This is a genomic window from Mucilaginibacter sp. SJ, from assembly GCF_028993635.1.
In the GTDB taxonomy this organism is placed as follows: domain Bacteria; phylum Bacteroidota; class Bacteroidia; order Sphingobacteriales; family Sphingobacteriaceae; genus Mucilaginibacter.
Genome location: NZ_CP118631.1, coordinates 1665043 through 1683263, shown reverse-complemented (window position 1 = coordinate 1683263; position 18221 = coordinate 1665043). Strand labels below are relative to the sequence as shown.

11 protein-coding genes are annotated in these 18221 nt (G+C 44.1%); 7 read left to right on the top strand and 4 right to left on the bottom strand.

All coding sequences use genetic code 11. The features are described 5' to 3' along the window. Nucleotides 1-33 precede the first annotated feature (33 nt). From MusilaSJ_RS06645 to MusilaSJ_RS06635, 3 genes are read left to right on the top strand one after another with little or no spacing between them, the layout of a single operon-like run. Nucleotides 34-3387, top strand: a complete 3354-nt coding sequence (locus MusilaSJ_RS06645; protein WP_274989256.1) for a SusC/RagA family TonB-linked outer membrane protein — start codon at nucleotides 34-36, stop codon at nucleotides 3385-3387. Nucleotides 3388-3420: 33 nt separating this feature from the next. Continuing rightward, nucleotides 3421-4935, top strand: a complete 1515-nt coding sequence (locus tag MusilaSJ_RS06640) for a RagB/SusD family nutrient uptake outer membrane protein (RefSeq protein WP_274989255.1) — start codon at nucleotides 3421-3423, stop codon at nucleotides 4933-4935. 58 nt (nucleotides 4936-4993) lie between these two features. Further along, nucleotides 4994-6829: an alkaline phosphatase gene (locus tag MusilaSJ_RS06635; RefSeq protein WP_274989254.1), complete on the top strand. Its 1836-nt coding sequence runs from the start codon at nucleotides 4994-4996 to the stop codon at nucleotides 6827-6829. Nucleotides 6830-6907: 78 nt separating this feature from the next. Here the strand turns inward: MusilaSJ_RS06635 and MusilaSJ_RS06630 are convergent, their stop codons facing one another. The 3 genes from MusilaSJ_RS06630 to MusilaSJ_RS06620 are packed head-to-tail and all read right to left on the bottom strand — an operon-like array spanning nucleotide 6908 to nucleotide 10813. Beyond that, a complete protein-coding gene (locus MusilaSJ_RS06630) occupies nucleotides 6908-7639 on the bottom strand; it encodes an MIP/aquaporin family protein (protein WP_274989253.1) in 732 nt (243 codons plus the stop codon). A 24-nt stretch (nucleotides 7640-7663) separates the two neighbouring features. Then, complete coding sequence (gene glpK / locus MusilaSJ_RS06625) at nucleotides 7664-9178, bottom strand: glycerol kinase GlpK (RefSeq protein ID WP_274989252.1); 1515 nt, start codon at nucleotides 9176-9178, stop codon at nucleotides 7664-7666. A gap of 54 nt (nucleotides 9179-9232) precedes the next feature. Continuing rightward, entirely contained in the window at nucleotides 9233-10813 is a 1581-nt protein-coding gene (locus MusilaSJ_RS06620) for a glycerol-3-phosphate dehydrogenase/oxidase (protein ID WP_274989251.1), read from the bottom strand. A gap of 152 nt (nucleotides 10814-10965) precedes the next feature. Between MusilaSJ_RS06620 and MusilaSJ_RS06615 the strand changes: the two genes are divergently transcribed. Further along, on the top strand, nucleotides 10966-11730 hold the full coding sequence (locus MusilaSJ_RS06615) for a DeoR/GlpR family DNA-binding transcription regulator (protein ID WP_274989250.1): 765 nt from the start codon (nucleotides 10966-10968) through the stop codon (nucleotides 11728-11730). A gap of 1 nt (nucleotide 11731) precedes the next feature. On the opposite strand, the gene MusilaSJ_RS06610 is transcribed toward MusilaSJ_RS06615, so the two are convergent. Continuing rightward, nucleotides 11732-12760: a LacI family DNA-binding transcriptional regulator gene (locus tag MusilaSJ_RS06610; RefSeq protein WP_274989249.1), complete on the bottom strand. Its 1029-nt coding sequence runs from the start codon at nucleotides 12758-12760 to the stop codon at nucleotides 11732-11734. A 261-nt stretch (nucleotides 12761-13021) separates the two neighbouring features. Here MusilaSJ_RS06610 and MusilaSJ_RS06605 point away from each other — a divergent pair, with 261 nt between their 5' ends. The 3 genes from MusilaSJ_RS06605 to MusilaSJ_RS06595 all read left to right on the top strand — a co-directional run bounded on the left by MusilaSJ_RS06605 (nucleotide 13022) and on the right by MusilaSJ_RS06595 (nucleotide 18214). Continuing rightward, complete coding sequence (locus MusilaSJ_RS06605; RefSeq protein WP_274989248.1) at nucleotides 13022-13642, top strand: RNA polymerase sigma factor; 621 nt, start codon at nucleotides 13022-13024, stop codon at nucleotides 13640-13642. A gap of 79 nt (nucleotides 13643-13721) precedes the next feature. After that, entirely contained in the window at nucleotides 13722-14756 is a 1035-nt protein-coding gene (locus MusilaSJ_RS06600) for a FecR family protein (RefSeq protein WP_274989247.1), read from the top strand. An 11-nt stretch (nucleotides 14757-14767) separates the two neighbouring features. Continuing rightward, on the top strand, nucleotides 14768-18214 hold the full coding sequence (locus MusilaSJ_RS06595; RefSeq protein ID WP_274989246.1) for a SusC/RagA family TonB-linked outer membrane protein: 3447 nt from the start codon (nucleotides 14768-14770) through the stop codon (nucleotides 18212-18214). Nucleotides 18215-18221: the final 7 nt, after the last annotated feature.

Sequence of the window (18221 nt, the reverse complement as noted above, 5' to 3'; positions counted from 1 at the left end):
CAGGCAGTTACTAATCACTTTAAAAACAAATGTATGGAAAAATCTTTAACCCGGATTTCAAGAAGATCAATCACCGCAATTTTATTGCTGGTAACAACTCTGACGGCATTATTGCCGGTACATGCTTCGGCCGAACGTAGTGCATCACTGATGGATCAGCCGGTAACTGTAAAGTTTGCCGATGAAACCATGGATGCTTCGCTCGAAAAGCTCAAAAAAGCGGTTAATACCGTTGCATTTAATTACAAGATGGATGATGTGGCCGCGGTAAAAGTAAAGGCAAACTCATTTGTAAACAAACCCTTAAAAGATGTACTTAACGCGTTAACTGCCAATACACAATTGGAGTATCGGGAAAAGTATGGTACCATCATCATCTCGCACAAAAAAATGGTGCGCGCCCCCGAAAAAATTACTGTTACCGGAACGGTGACCGATAAGGATGGTCCGCTTGCAGGCGTGGCCGTGCGCAGCAAAACATCAACCGCCGCTACTTCAACCGATATTAACGGTAATTTTAAAATTACTGTTGAAAAGGGCGAAGTGCTGGTTTTTAGCTTTATTGGTTATAAAAGCCGCGAAGTTGCTGCCAGTCAATCGCCGCTTAGCATTACTTTGGAGGCTGACGTTACCGGTTTAAATGCTGTAGTAGTGGTAGGTTACGGTACGCAAAAAAACACCGACGTAACCGGTTCGGTAGGGTCATTAAAAGTAACCAACGTTAAAGACCGTTCGGTGGGTTCGGTGACCGAAATGCTGCAGGGACAAATTGCCGGTGTTACAGTTTTGAACGAAGGTGGTGACCCAACTTCGGGCCCAAGCATCAGGTTACGCGGTCAAAGCTCTTTTAACAATGAAGGCCCGCTAATGGTTGTTGATGGTACTATTTACAATGGCGGCCCGATCGATCCTTCAGATATCGAGTCTATCGACGTATTGAAAGATTCATATGCTGCTATCTACGGTGCTAAAGCTGCCGGTGGTGTGATATTGATCACCACCAAACATGGTAAACAAGGCAAAACCAATCTTGAAATAACTGCTAAAGGCGGAGTTCAAAATGCTTTGAAGATTTTACAGGCTTTAAACGCCGCAGATTATGCAGATGCTATCAACACAGCTTATGATAATGCAGGCAAAACCCGTTTACCGGCATTTGATGCAACTGTAAACCCCGATTCGCGCATTACCCGCACTAACTGGACTGATGCTTTGTTTAGAACAGGTCACATCCAGGACTATAACCTGAATATTAGCGGCGGCAGCGAAAAATCCACTTTCTATATTTCGGGCGGCTATCGTAAAAATGATGCTATCCTGTTAAACACTAACGCTATCCGTTATAACTTTCGTGTAAACTCTGATCACCAGATCAATAACTGGTTAAAGATAGGCGAGAACTTTTCTTACTCTTATAACAACGGACAAGGAGCTAATACTACAAGCGCTTATACAGGTGCTATTTTATCAGCTATATTTTACCCTCCAAACGCTTCTATCTATAATGCTGATGGCAGCTTTGGTGGTGTGCCAGCCCAATACGCAGGTTCATACGGCGACGTTATTAACCCGGTTGCTTATTTAAAGCGTTTGGATAACAGCGATGCTGTAAACAGCTTCAATGTTAACCCGTATGTTGAAATAAACCTGATTAAAGGTTTAAAATTCCGCTCAAACCTGGGGATTACTAAAAACTCTGAAACCATTAAAAACTTTAGCACAAGGGTGTTGGAGCCCGGCAAAAAGTTTTTTGATAACTTCCTGTTCCAGGAGCAAAACAATACACGTACCATCCTGGCCGAACAGACCTTAAACTTCGACAGGACTTTTGGTAATCACCATGTGAGTGCTTTGGCAGGTTATACTTATCAGAATGATACCCAGGAGTTTTTTAGCGTTAACACTGATAACTACCTGAGCGAAGATCCTGCTTATCGTTATATCATCAACGGCAGCCTTAACCCAACAGGCGTACCGCTACAAGGCAACAAGAACGAATCTGCTTTGATCTCATACCTGGGCAGGATCGGTTATGATTATGCAGGTAAATACTTTATCAACGGTATCATCCGTCGTGATGCTACTTCATTGTTAACAAGTAAAAACCGCACTGAAGTTTATCCTGGTGTATCTGCAGGCTGGTTAATCAGCAAGGAATCATTTTTTCCTACCGATGCTCTGGTGTCATTTGCTAAGTTAAGGGCAAGTTACGGTCAGTCGGGTAACCTTGCAGGTTTGCCAAGCTTCCCTACTTCAGTTTCTTTAAGTAAAACTGCGGGCTATTTAGGCAATCCGGCTACAGCTATTACCGGTTCGGCTGTTGATGGTTTGGCCAACCTTAATCTTAAATGGGAAAAAGCTACGCAAACCGATATCGGTGTTGACTTAGGCCTGATGAATGGCAAGGTCAATATTACTGCCGATGTATTCCAGAAAAGAAATACACGTTTCCTGTTCCAACCGCCGGTTGCCGCGGTTTATGGCGTGTCAAACCCTCCGTTTGTTAACGGTGGTCAAATCACAAACAGGGGTATCGAGTTAGCGGTTAAATACCAGGGTGCTGTTGGCGAATTCCATTATAATTTAGCAGCTAACGGATCATACATCAAAAACAAAATTGACAACATCCTTCCGGGTCAGCAAACCATCCTTTCTGGTCCAACAGTAAGGGATAACCTGGTGCCTGTATGGTTACAACAGGGGTATTCTTTGTATTCGTTCTTTGGATACAAAACCGCGGGTTTATTCCAATCGCAGGATGAGGTAAATAATTATAAAGGATCTTCGGGTGCGCTTATTCAGCCAAATGCAAAACCAGGCGATATCAAATTCCAGGACCTTAACAATGACGGTAAAATAACCGAAGCTGATAAAACTTACCTCGGCACACCGTTTCCTAAATTTAGCTATGGCTTTACAGCAAACTTTAGCTACGGCCCGTTTGATATGAGCGTGTTTTTACAAGGCGTTGCCGGTAATAAACTTTTCAATGCGGTTAAATACACTGGTTTAAATGCATCTATCCAAAACTATAACCTGCTGACCGACGCTAAAAATGCCTGGACACCAACCCATACCAACACCAATATCCCGCGCTTATCTGCAAGTGATGCAAACGGCAACTTTGGTAACGTATCTGACTTTTATGTAGAGAACGGTTCATACATGCGCATCAAAAACGTAACCCTTGGTTATACTTTACCAAAAGCACTGATAACAAAAATTGGAGTACGTAGCGCCCGCATTTTCGCCAATGCGCAAAACCTGGCAACATTTACTAAATACACAGGTCTTGATCCGGAGGTTGGCATCAATCAAAACGGTATTGATTTAGGCTTGTACCCGCAGTCGAGGATCATTTTAGTTGGTGTTAACGTAGGCTTATAAGAAATCAGGAACCATAATTAAGGAGAAACAGAGATGAAATTTAAAAATATAATTAGCAAAGGCTTAATGGGTGTAATGGTTATTGCACTGGCCCAAAGCTGTAAAAAAGGCACTTTAGATAATATTAAACCAACCGGTACGCCAACAAGTACTAACTTCTGGAAAACAGCTGCCGATGCGCAGGCGGCTGCCAATGGTTTATACGAAAAACAAAGCAACAGCGAGGATATGTATGGCCGCGGTTTCTTTTGGTTCATTAATGCAAGTGATGACATGGTTGTGGGCCGTACATCTGCCGACAGGGAAAATATCAAAAACTTTATCTGTACAGGTAATGAAAGCAGTATTTATGCGCCCTGGCAGCTGCACTTCGTGGTAATGAAACGCGCCAATGACGTGATCAACAACGTGCCGAATATCAACATGGATGCAGCTACTAAAAACTTTATTTTGGGCCAGGCTTACTTTATCCACGCTGTGATGCACCTGGAGATAGCTGATTTGTATGGATCAGACAAACAAGGTGCCCCTGTACAAAATCGTACTAATGCGCTGGCTTTCCCTGCTCAGTTGCCGTCGGTAAAAGATAATTATGCTTATATCGTGGCTGATTTGAAAAAGGCATCTTCTTTATTACCTTATTTTGATAAGCTTGCCGCAACCGATAAGGGCCGCGCGCATAAAACTGCTGCTTTGGCTTATCTCGCTAAAACTTACCTGCATGCCAAGGACTACGCCAATGCCGAAAAATATGCCGATTCGGTTATCCTGAGTGGTAAGCACGCATTGCTAAACAATTATGCTGATGTATTTAAGATTGCTAATAACTATAGCTCAGAATATATCTGGTCGATTGCCAGCAGCCTGAATGGCCAAAGCATTCTGCCGGGCGCAATGCTGGAGAATAAAGGCTGGGGCTTATATAATGGTTTTGGTTATTTTCAACCGACAAAAGAACTGGTTGATGAATTTGAGGCCGGTGATAAAAGGCTTGCGGCTACGATCCTTCAAAAAGGCGATAGCTTCCAGTATTTCGGAGAAACTTATACTTACCCGATTGGCGGCAAAAGCAACAGCTTAACCGGTTACCAGTTTAATAAATATATGGAGCCTTTTAGTTATGCAGGCGGCATCCACGTAAGCCCTAACGGCGATGAGCCTTCTACAGACTTAAACGTGCCATTATTACGTTATGCAGAGATCTTACTGATTAAGGCCGAAGCCCAGATCATGCAGGGTAAAAATGGTGACGCTGCCCTTAACCAGGTGCGTATACGTGCAGGTTTAAACCCAATTACCAACGCAACCATGGCTAATCTGAAACATGAACGCCGTGTTGAGCTGGCAGGGGAGTGGAGCGATCGCAATTTCGACCTTGTACGCTGGGGCGATGCGCAGACAATTTACGCAAAACCGTTACATGGTTCGGATGGTTCAGTTGTGTGGAAAGCTCGTAACTTTGACCCGGCGAGGGATAACGTTTGGCCTATTCCGCCAAAGGATATCCAGATAAGCCAGGGGCAGCTGAAACAGAATGCCGGCTGGTAATTGACACATTGAAACTTAAAAAACCGGGCAAAGCCCGGTTTTGCTATATCTATACTAAATGAAAAAAAGTACTACCCTGATTACGCTGGCAGCGCTGCTGGCAAACGTCGGTTTAACGGCCAATGCGCAGGTCAAAAATTACACCGTAACCGATGCGCATTCCCACAACGATTACAAAAACAATATTCCTTTTTACCGGGCCTACGAAAAGGGGTTCGGTTCTATCGAGGCCGACTGTTATGCGGTTAACGGGCAGTTGATGGTGGCGCACGATAAAAAGGAGATTGACGCCAAAAGGTCGTTGAAGATCTTGTACATCGACCCGCTGATTGAAAAACTGAAACGCGATCCACAGCGTCATTTAAGACTGCTTATTGAAATTAAGGAAGATCATAAAGCGGTATTGCCGCTGGTGATTAAAGAATTGAAACCGCTTGAGCAGTATCTTGATTATGATGGCCACCCCGGCAGGTTATCAATAGTAATGACCGGCGCGGTACCCCCTCCGGCAGAAATGACCAATTATCCGGCCTGGATCTCTTTTGATGTTGACCATATGAACGGCTTTACACCGGCGCAATGGAAAAAGATTGGGCTGGTAAGTTTTCCGTTTGGCAAATACATGCACTGGAATGGTAAAGGTGTGTTGAATAACGAAGAGATTGCGAGTATAAAAGCGGGGATAGATAGCGTACATAACTCCGGTAAAAAGGTGCGTTTTTGGGAAACTCCTGATACCAAGAGTAGCTGGCTGGCGCTGATCCGTTTAGGTGTTGATGTAATTGGCACCGATAAAATAGAGGAGCTTGGCGATTTTCTGAACAAGAAGCCAGCAAGTGAATATACTGCTCCTCAACCATACGCTATTTATAAGCCGACTTACAAATCAGATGGTACAGTTAAGAAAGTCAAAAATATCATTTTGTGCATTGGCGATGGCATGGGTTTATCACAGATCTATTCAACCTACACAGCCAACCGCGGCCAGTTGAATATTTTCCAGATGCTGAATATCGGTTTTTCGGTTACTAATTCTGCCGATGCTTATATCACCGACTCTGCTGCCGGGGCAACCGCTTTTGCATCGGGCCAAAAAACTAACGATAGGGCTATAGGTGTCGATCCGTCAGGCAAACCATTGAAATCATTGGCTGATTACAGTGCGGAAGCTGGTAAAAAGACCGCCGATATCGTGGCTTGTGAATTGACAGACGCAACTCCGGCGGCATTCTACGCTCATGATTCGGAGCGGAGCCATTCAATAGCTATCGCAAATCAAATTACTTCATCGCCAATTGATATTTTCTTAGGCTCATCTTATAAAGATTTTATCTGGCCGGTTAATGGTGAAAGTCCTGTTGATAAAATGAAAAAGAGGGGATACACGGTGATCCGCAACTTTGATGAGTTTTTGAATAGCTCGGCCCCGAAAATCCTTGCTTTGATGGATGACAGCGTAACCCGCCCGAAAATGGAAGGCAGGGGGAATTATCTGCCGCTGGCATTTAACAAAGTAACCCAAACGTTCAAAAATGCTCCCAAAGGTTTCTTTATGATGATTGAAGGTTCGCAGATTGATCACGGTGGCCATGCCAATAACCTGAAACAAGTAATAACCGAAAACAGCGACTTTGATCGTGTAGTTGGCGACGCCCTGAAGTTTGCTGATGAAGATGGCGAAACCCTGGTAATTGTAACTGCTGATCATGAAACGGGTGGCTTAACCCTGCTTGATGGCAGTATTAACAACGGTTACGTATGGGGCGATTTTAGCACCAACGATCATACCGGTACCCCGGTTCCGGTGTTTAGCTACGGGCCGCATTCCCTGGATTTCAGAGGGGTTTATAGTAATACCGAGATATTTAACAAGATTAAGTCGTTGTTGCAGTAGCTGCCGTAGCTTAATGGAGCGTTTAAAGCCTAACGAAGCCTTTAAAACTTCGTTAGGCTAATGCTGTTTTGATGAGATTTATAGCTTAATTGACAGATACAATACAGCGGCAATGGAAGCCCCAACCAATGGGCCGATAATCGGGATCCATGCATAAGCCCAATCGCTGGTGCCTTTGCCTTTTATAGGTAGCAGCATATGCATAAAGCGCGGCCCAAGATCACGGGCCGGGTTGATAGCATAGCCGGTAGTGCCTCCTAATGATAAGCCGATCACCCAAACCAGTAATGCTACCGGGATTGCGCCTACTGAACCCAGGCCAATAGGGGTTTTAGCTGGAGTGATTTCGGCACCGGCTATGTAGAAAATGGTAAAGAGCAATACAAAAGCACCTGTTACCTCGCTGGCAATGTTTGATATATAATTGCGTACGGCAGGACCAGTGCAAAATACAGCCAATATAGAAGCCGGATCATTTGTTCGTTTAAAATGATCATAATACATTACCCAAACTAAAAATGCACCAATACAAGCACCCGCAAATTGGGCAATAATGTAGGGTACAACGTTGGCCCAGGCAAACTTATCCGCAATAGCGAGTGCTATGGTTACTGCAGGGTTAAGGTGCGCGCCGCTATAAGGACCTGCAACAACTACCCCTACAAAGACGGCTAATCCCCAGGCGGTGGTAATTACTATCCATCCGCTGTTATTTCCTTTAGTATCTTTTAAAACTACGTTGGCCACTACACCATCACCCAATAATATCAGGAGCATGGTGCCTATCAGTTCGGCTACAAATGGAGACATGTTAAAATATTTTAAAGATGGATATTAAATAACTGTTATAGGATTGCCGGCGTTCGACCAGCATTGAGCAGTGCTTACCGCGCGTTTCCAGCCGGTAATGCCCGATTTTACTTCGTCAAGATCGTTGGCCGGATTAAATTCGGCTTCGGCTGCCCACAAGTGCTGAATTTCGGCTATATCTTTCCAATAGCCTACAGCCAGCCCGGCCATATAGGCTACGCCAAGTGCTGTAGTTTCGGTAACTTGGGGCCGGATCACTTTGCAGTTCAACACGTCTGATTGAAACTGCATCAGCAGGTTATTGGCTGTTGCGCCGCCATCCACGCGCAGTTCTTTTATCTCCATGCCTGCATCAGCCTCCATTGCTTTAAGTACATCCATAGTTTGGTAGGCTATCGATGCCAGCGCGGCCCTTGAAATATGGGCGGCTGTAGCGCCGCGGGTTAGTCCAACAATAGCGCCGCGAACTTCCGGGTCCCAGTAGGGGGCGCCCAAACCTGCAAACGCGGGTACAAAGTAAACGCCCGCGGTATCTTTTACCGAGGTAGCCAGTTTTTCAACATCGGCCGATGTTTTGATGATACCCAGGCCATCGCGCAGCCATTGCACTACTGCGCCGCCTATAAAAATGCTGCCTTCAAAAGCATAGGTGATTTCGCCGTTTATTTTCCAGGCGATGGTGGTAAGCAGGTTGTTTTTTGATTTGATAAACTCGTGCCCGATATTCATCAGCATAAAACAGCCGGTGCCATAGGTGTTTTTAACCATGGCTTTGTCAATACACATTTGCCCGAATAAGGCTGCATGCTGATCTCCTGCTATGCCTGCTATCGGGATCCGTTGTGCAAACAAATTATTGGCTGTTTGCCCATATAGCTCGCTCGACTGTTTTACTTCGGGCAGGATACTTTTGGGGATGTTGAATAGTTGTAACAACTCCTCGTCCCATTGTTGTGTGCGAATGTTGAACAGCATGGTACGGCCGGCATTGGTTACATCGGTAGCGTGAACTTCGCTGCGGGTTAGCTGCCAGATGAGCCAGCTGTCAACCGTGCCAAAGGCCAGTTCGCCGGCTTCGGCCTGTGCCCTGGCACCTTCAACATTATCCAGGATCCATTTTATTTTTGAGCCCGAAAAGTACGCATCTATTACCAGGCCTGTTTTATCGCGGATCATATCACTGTGGCCGCCTTGTTTTAGTTCATCGCAAAAGGCGGCAGTGCGCCTGTCCTGCCAAACAATGGCATTGTGGATGGGTTCACCGGTTTTGCGGTTCCAAACTATGGTGGTTTCGCGCTGGTTGGTGATGCCTATGGCTTTGATATTGCCGCCGCCCAGGCCTGCTTTTGCAATGGCCTCAGCGGCAACACCAATCTGGCCAGCCCAAATCTCGTTAGGGTCATGCTCAACCCAGCCGGGTTTAGGAAAATACTGTTTAAATTCTTTTTGTGCCGACGCAATAATTTTGCCTGCATGATCAAAAATTATGGCCCGTGAGCTGGTAGTACCCTGGTCGAGCGCTAAAATATATTCCTGCATAATTTGGTTTGGTTTACCTTGGTTTATTTATTGAATATCACATTAAATTTTATTTTAATGTGGTGTTAGTATGTAATTTTTTGCTGTTTCGTTAAATGCTTTAACCTGTGCTGTTTCCCATGCGGCATCTTTTCCCAATTCACCGGCCATTAGGCGGGCTACTTCGGGCGCCATTTCGACAGCCAAACGGGCATCTAAAAAAAGCACACGGGTACGGCGGGCTAATATATCCTGAACAGTGCGAGCCATTTCATTTCTTACCGACCAGATCACCTCCGCTTTAGTGTATTTATCTTTTGGATGAACAGGGTTTTTCCAGTCGGGTTTTTCATTATATAAAGCCAGAATCTTTTCAATGTCGGTACCATAAACAAACATGGGGTTTGTGCGGTCGGGGTTGGGGCAACTGCCATGGATGGGTAAAGATGCAGTTTTACAAGGTGTGTTTGTAAGCCCGCCTGTTTCAATAGCCTTGTCAACAATATCCTCGGCCATTTTGCGGTAGGTGGTCCACTTGCCGCCTGTTATGGTAATTAAACCTGATGCGGAAACGATCAGTTTATGGCTCCGCGAAATTTCTTTTGTTTTTGAGGACCCATCTTGTGGGGCGGCAAGTGGCCTTAAGCCTGCAAATACACTTAAAACATCTGCACGGGTAGGAACTTTGGTAAGATATTTGCCTGCGGTCCTTAAAATAAATTCCACTTCCTCATCCAGCGCCACCGGCTCAAGGCTGTGTGAGTTGATAGGGGTATCCGTAGTACCTATCAATAGTTTCTCATGCCACGGAACCGCAAAAAGCACACGCCCATCTTCCGTTTTAGGGATCATCAGGGCATCATCCGCCGGTAAAAATGAATGGTCGAGCACAAGGTGTACACCCTGGCTTGGCCTTACCATCGGTTTCTTTTCGGGCGTATCCATTTTAAGTACATCGTCAACAAAAACGCCGGTAGCATTGATCACTGTTTTAGCCTTTAATTGGTAGCTGGTGCCAGTTTCTAAGTCGATAGCTTTAACTCCCGTAATTTTACTGGCTGTATCTTTAATCAACCCGGTTACTTTAAAATAGTTCAGTAGGGTAGCGCCCTGTTCAATGGCCGTTTGCGCCAGGTTGATGGCGAGCCGGGAATCATCAAACTGCCCGTCGTGATAAACAACGCCGCCGTGAAGTCCTTTTTCCTGAATGCCCGGCAACCGTTTTAGCGTTTCTTTTTTAGAAATATGTTTTGCCCTGCCAAAGCTTAGCTTGCCGGCGAGCAAATCATAAATGCTGAGGCCTATGGTATAAAAAATACCGTCCCACCAGGAGTAATTAGGGATGATGAAACTTTCGTTTTTTACCAGGTGCGGCGCGTTTTTTAATAATAATCCCCGCTCACGTAAAGCCTCACGCACAAGGCCTATGTCGCCCTGTGCCAAATATCGTACGCCGCCGTGTACCAGCTTGGTCGCGCGGCTTGATGTTCCTTTGGCAAAATCGGATTGTTCAAGTAATAATACAGAGAAACCGCGTGAGGCTGCATCAACCGCAGCGCCGAGTCCCGTAGCTCCGCCGCCTATAATGATCAGGTCCCGGATCTTTTCGGTATCGTTAATATCGCAGAGGTTGGCCTCTCTTGTAAATTGATTCATTTTATTTCGATATTTAATCAAATATATGAAATCGAAATAAAATAAAACTAAATGAAATTAAAAATAATTTTGTTTGCTTACATTTGACTTATAGAGGTCATGTCAGGCCTTATCAAACATTACAATCAAGTTTTCTGTTTAATTTAGCGATTATGAGTAAAAACACCGACCGGCATAAGTTTATCCTGCAAAAAGTTGATACAGATGGTTTTGTAAATGTGCAGGACCTGAGCCATCAGCTAAGTGTTTCGGAAGTTACCATCCGAAAGGACCTGAAACTTTTGGAAGACAAAAATCTGCTTTTCAGAACGCACGGTGGTGCAAGTAAAACAAACCCATACGCCAATGACCGGCCGGTAGCTGAAAAGGAAAAGCTGAACGCCCCCGAAAAGAAAAGGATAGCGGCTGAAGCTGCGGCGAGGATAGATACTAATGATTCGGTTATTATAGCCTCAGGTACCACAATGCTCGCCCTTGCCCGTGCCATGCAGCCTAATAAGCATCTTACGGTAGTCACCGCAGCTTTGCCGGTAGCGCTTGAACTTTTGCAGCATCCACAGGTTGATATTGTTCAATTGGGGGGACAAATGCGAAACACATCCTCATCGGTAACCGGCAATTATGCCGAATTAATGCTGGATGATATGTTATGCGGTGTATTGTTTTTAGGGGTAGACGGCATAGATCCTGAAATAGGCTTAACTACTACCAATTTGTCCGAAGCACGGCTTAACCAAAAAATGATCAATGCAGCCCAAACTACCATTGTATTAGCAGATAGCACTAAATTCGGTAAGCGTGGATTAGCAAAGATCTGCTCGTTGGATCAGATCAATGAGATCATCACCGATAGCGGTATCAGTCTGGCAATGCTCAAGATGCTGGAAGAAAAAGGGGTGAAGGTAACGGTTGTTTAGTTTATCCTTTTCCTGACGACGACCTCACAATCAATTGTGTATCCACCTTTTCGGTAGTAAATTCTTCAATCGGCCATTTGCTTTCTATGGTTTTAATAAGCATTTCTGTAGCCATTTGCCCTATCTGGAAGGCAGGCTGGCGTACCACGGTTAACGGCGGATCAAACAGGTCAACAACATCCGAATTGGTGAATCCTGCTATCGCAATATCTCCCGGAACTTTTAAGCCCCATTTTTTTAATATCGATATACTGCTGATGGTGAGCCTGTCGCTGCCACTAAAAATAGCCTCCGGCTTATCGTCCAATGCCAGCAATTCTTTCAGCACAATCTCCACTTCGTCGTGAATCATACCGCCATGGTTGCAATGTTTAAGATACTCCGGCCTGAACTCAATGCCGTGTTGATCAAGCGCGGCCTTATAGCCTTCAAAGCGCTCATGGCTTATAAGCAGGTTATTTGAATTGGTAAGGTGGGCTATTTTGGTAAAACCCGAATTGATCAAAGCTTCGGTGCCATTAAATGAGCCCTGAAAGTTATTTGCTATTACCTTATGGGTATTCAGGTCGGGGGCTGCCCTGTCAAAAAATACAATAGGAAAGCCTTTATCCAGCAGGTATTTATATTGGGATGTATCGGTTGTTTGGGCCGACAATGATACCAGCAAGCCATCCACATGTCTGGATAGCAAGTGTTTTACATTGGCACTTTCCCGGTCAAATGATTCATGTGTTTGGGTGATGATAACGTGGTATCCCCGGTTATACGCTATGGATTCGATACCGTTAATGGCTTGCGAAAAATAATCATTGGCTACCTCGCATACTACTACACCTATCGAGTGGCTTTTTTGCTCTTTAAGACTTAAAGCAATAGGATTGGGCCGGTAGTTTATCTTTTCGGCGTACTCAAGGACAAGCTTTTTGGTTTCGGTACCTATTTCGTAACTCCCGTTAAGCGCCCTTGATACCGTTGATGTTGACACACCTAAAGCCTTGGCAATATCCTTAATGGTAACTGATTCAAACATAATTTAATCCGGCAGCAGGTTTTTAAATATTCAGGCAAACATTTGATACGGGCTAAGTTATTTTAAAAAATGAAATAATTGAGTGTTTTACATTGTCAAAAGGGTATGACTTTTTGGCGATGATTTCTTCAATTCCGGCAAAAGCAATTTTATAGCAAGTTAATTGTGTTATTGATTTTTAAAGTAGGTGTAAAATTATTGTTATAATTATTACATTGTACCTGATTTCAATTGTAAAACGTTTTGTCCCCTGGTTAAGCTATGTCTCACGAACAAATTGTTCATGACGATCATAATACTGCTGTCTGGCTTGCTTTTAAAGAAGGCAGTTGGGATGCCTACACGCAATTATATAACCGGCATTTTAAAATCCTCAATAACTACGGACATAAGTTTACAAGGGATGTTAACGTAATTGAGGATGCGATCCACGATCTTTTTATCAGGCTGTGGACAAACAGGGTAGGGCTTGGCACCCCGGTTTCGGTAAAAAACTATCTTTTCAAATCCCTGCGCAGCATTATTTTTCGTAAGCTGCAGTCAAAATCACGCTTTGTCGACCTGGAAGATGAGGCGGAGCACAACTTTCCTTTTGAAATTTCATTCGACCAGCAGCTCATCGCCGATGAGGAAGAACAGGAATTACAGAAGAAAATTAAATTTCATGTAAAAGCTTTACCTGCCCGGCAGCAGGAAATCATATACCTGCGTTTTTATGAAGGGTTAAGTTATGATGAAATAGCCGATATTATGGGGATAAACATTAGTTCGGCTTATAAACTGATCTATAAAGCTTTCGATAACCTGCAGGATGTGCTCAAAGTTTCCAAATTGGCTATCGTTTTAGCCCTGTATTCGTGCTTCTGCATAAATAATCATTAAAAATTAAATTTTTTTTCAGTTTGTAGGGATAATTAGGGTAGGGTGCTGTCTATAAGGATAAAATAACACCTTATAACCAATGCAGACCGCCAAATACAGTAATTATACCCTGCCGGATTTTTTAGAAGATGATGATTTTCTCCGTTTTGTGATTCGCCCTTCACACAACGATACCGTTTTTTGGCAGCAGGTTATAGCTAAATACCCACAGCAAAAGGAAACAATTGCCGAAGCTTCAAAAATTATTACCGCATACCGTAAGCAGGATGTTTTTACCAACGAGGATAACCAGTCAAAAGTTTGGCTCCGGATTGAATCAACACTGCAAAAGGACCAGGTTAAATCAAAAATATTCACTTTAAACAGATACCTCCGTATCGCCGCGATATTATTGCTGGTATCGTCTATCGGCATCTCCTTATGGCTTATCAAAGGCAGGCAAAATGAAATTGATACCACTTTTGGCGAGCTGCGTACCGTTACCCTGCCCGATGGCTCAACCGTGGTGCTCAATGGTAATTCAAAGTTAGCTTACTCCAATAACTGGGACAAAAATTCAAGAGAGGTTTGGATTACCGGTGAAGCATTGTTTAATGTAAAGCATATCAATAAAGATCCGCGTCATGTAAAAACTACCGAAAGGTTCATCGTTCATTGTACCGACGTTAATATAGAGGTTTTAGGTACAACCTTTAACGTACGTAACCGGCATGATAAAACCAATGTAGGCCTGGTATCGGGAAAAATCAGGCTTGATTATATCAACCCGGTATCAAAAAGCGAGTCGCTGGTAATGAAATCCGGCGATTATATTGAATACGCGCACAAAAAGCTGGTAGCCCGTACCAAACTGGCAGCTCCCGAAAAAATTACCAAGTGGGTAAACCATCAGCTTGTTTTCAATAATGCTACCCTGGCACAGATCAGCGAAACCATGGCCGATGATTACGGTTATCACACCGCGTTTTCCGATCCGGCCCTCTCTGCCCTTAAAATTGAAGGCGAGATCAATGTGCCTGATGTTGATGAATTGATAGAAACAATATCGACCACACTCCCTGTGAAAATTACCCGAACAGACAAAAATATCACTATAACAAAATTAAACCCCTAAACGAATAACTTATGCGAAAACTCGACTCATCAAATTTTTTAAGATGTTGCTGTTTCCTGATGGTGTTGCTTGGCCGGTCGGCGTATGGCTATGCCCAAATGGCATTAACCAGCAACAACAGGGTACATGCCCGGAGCTTCAATTACCCGGCATCACAGGCTACCGAAAGTAAGATGCTTTTGAAGGATGCACTTGAAAACCTCAAAAAGCAATTCAATGTACAAATTGCTTACCAGGAAGGTTTGCTTGACAATAAATTTATACCGGCAAGCTTATTTAACAACGCTAAACAGCTCACACTTGATGATAACCTCAGGCAATTGCTGTCGGCATTTCAGCTTGAATATCGTAAGATCAATGAAAGCCAGATTTCCATATTCGCCACAAAAGAAATTACCTCCAACACAACTGTTGCAGCAGTTGTGTTAACAGGTAAAGTGCTTGATGCTAACGATAGCCAGCCCGTTATTGGTGCATCAGTTTATTTGAAGAACGATAACAAGGTTGGTACTACAACTGATGTGTCAGGTAACTTTAAATTGCTTATTCCCGACAAGTATTCGGGCAAATCAATAACCCTGGTAATTGCCTTTGTTGGCTATGTTCAGGAAGAAGTTGCGGTAACTGACGCTTCGGCTCCTATCCAGATCAAACTGAAACAAAACAACAGTACTTTAAATGAGGTTGTGGTTACCGCCCTCGGTATCAGCAAGCAAAAAAAATCATTAGGTTATTCGGTTACCGAAGTGAAGGGCCAGGAATTTACCCAGGCCCGCGAAAATAACGTAGCCAATGCGCTTAGCGGTAAAGTGGCGGGTGTTAACGCAGCAGGTTTATCAACCGGTCCGGGTGGTTCAAGCCGGGTGGTAATCAGGGGTAACGGTGGGCTTGCAGGCGATAACCAGCCTTTATATGTGGTAAATGGTATGCCTATTGATAACAGCGTACCCGGCGGTGCTGCTACAGTTAACGGTATTACCAATAACGTTGACCGCGGCGACGGTATAGCAGCCATAAACCCCGACGATATCGAATCGATTAGTGTACTTAAAGGCGGTACGGCAGCGGCGCTTTATGGTTCACGGGCAGCAAATGGTGTTATTTTGATAACTACCAAGAAAGGCCGGATTCAGAAAGGAGTAGGGGTTGAGTTTAACTCGACAGCTACCTATGATAATGTTGCTGTATTCCCCGATTACCAGTATGAGTACGGGCAGGGCGACGGCGGCGTAAAGCCAACCACGCTGGCCGCCGCACAAGCAAGCGGCAGGCGCTCATGGGGATCAAAAATTGACGGCTCAACCGATTATGTAGCGGCCGACGGGCTTACCCATCCTTATTCGGCACAGAAAAATAACCTTAAAAATTATTATCAAACCGGCAGCACTTATACCAACAGCCTTGCTTTTTTAGGCGGTAACGAAGCTTTCACCTACAGGTTTTCGGCTGCTGATCTGAACAGTAAAGGTATTTTACCGGGCACTACTTATGATCGTAAAACCTTTAACCTTGCCCTGAATGGCAAATTGAGCGATAAGTTATCGATTGAAGCATTAGCGCAGTATAACATTGAAACCGGCCATAACCGTACCGGTGCTGGTGATGCCCTGGGTAACCCCAACTGGACCCCGCTTGAGGTAGCCAACACGGTTGACGTTCGCTGGCTTAAACCGGGTTATGATGCTTTGGGTAACGAACAGATCTGGAACGATGCATCTATCGCGTCAAACGGATATTTTGTGATCAATAAATACAAGGAAGATGACGTGAAGAACCGTTTTATTGGCCAGGGATCAGTTATTTACTCGCCCATAAAAAACCTTACTTTCAAAGCCACCATCAGCCGCGACTTTTTCAATTACAACTATACCAATATCTTGCCAACCGGTACATTGTATATACCCAATGGCCAGTATGCAGGCATCAAATCGGATGTAGCTGAAACCAATGAGCTGGCAACGGTTAATTACAAGACTAAGATCGTCAGCGATTTAAATGTAAATGTTTTGGGTGGCGTAAACAGTCGTAAAAACACAACAAACCAGTTAACGTTTAATGGTTCGCAATTTACTATTCCATATTTTTACAGCTTTACTAACCTCGCGGTTTCATCAACTACACCATACAATGCCAAAATTGTAACCAATTCGGTTTTTGGTTCGGCCGATTTTGATTACAAGAGCCTCGTGTTCCTGTCATTCACCGGCAGGAAGGATTGGTTTTCAACACTGAGTCCTAAAAGTAATAGTATCTTTTACCCAAGTATAGGCGGTAGTTTTATCCTGTCGGACGCGGTTAAACTCCCTGAGTTTTTTAACCTTGCCAAACTGCGCGCCTCATGGGCACAGGTAGGCGGCGGAGCCCCCGATCCGTATGTGATTAACCTTACTTACAGTAACGTACCAAGCGCCGGGCAGCCGCTGCAAAACGTAACCAGTAATAACATTACCAATAACAACCTTAAACCCTATACTTCAACTACGTTTGAAGGTGGCTTTGAGTTACAGATGCTTAAGAGCCGCTTAAGTTTGGATGTGACATTGTATGATCGTAAAACAACCAACGATATTGTAAATACCGCTATTTCTTCAACATCGGGCTATAATAATGTGATCCTGAACGTTGGGGAGGTAAGCAACAGGGGTATTGAGGTATTGTTGAATGGTACGCCTGTAAAAACACACAACTTTACCTGGAACGCGAGCTATAATGTGGCTTATAATGATAACAAAGTAGTTAAACTGGCTCCTGGTCTTAATACTATCCAACTCGCTACTTCGGTGGGTAACTGGGATATTTTAGATAACATTGAAGGTAAACCTTTTGGTATGCTGGTAGGTACCCGCATGCAAAGGGATGCTAATGGTACTGTAGTATTTAATGCCACAACAGGTTTACCGGTACAAACCCCGCTGCAACAGTTAGGTAAAAGCGTTGCCCCGCTTACTATGGGTTTAACCAACGAATTCAGGTATAAAAGAATTTCGTTAAGCTTTTTGGTTGATGGTAAGTTTGGTAACAAGGTGTTTTCGGTTATGGAAGTGTACGCCACCCGTTTGGGCTTAATGAAATCAACATTGCCGGGAAGGGAAAACGGCTTAGTATTGAACGGTGTTGATCAAACGGGCGCTCCTTATACACGTACAGTGCCGGTAAGTGGCTTAAGATCATATTACGATAATTACAAAACGTATTCCGAACTGTTTTTGCATGATGGAAGCTTTGTTAAACTTCGCCAGGTTATCCTGTCATATGCGCTTCCAACAAGTCTTTTAAACAAAGTTAAGATCCAGTCGGCCAGTGTATCCTTCGTGGCCCGGAACCTTTGGACTATCTACAAGCAGACAGACAATTTTGATCCGGAGCAAAGCTTTACCAACAGTAATGCCCAGGGATTTGAGTCTATCGGCTTACCGCGTACACGTTCACTTGGTGTAAACCTGGCTGTTAAGTTTTAACAATTAA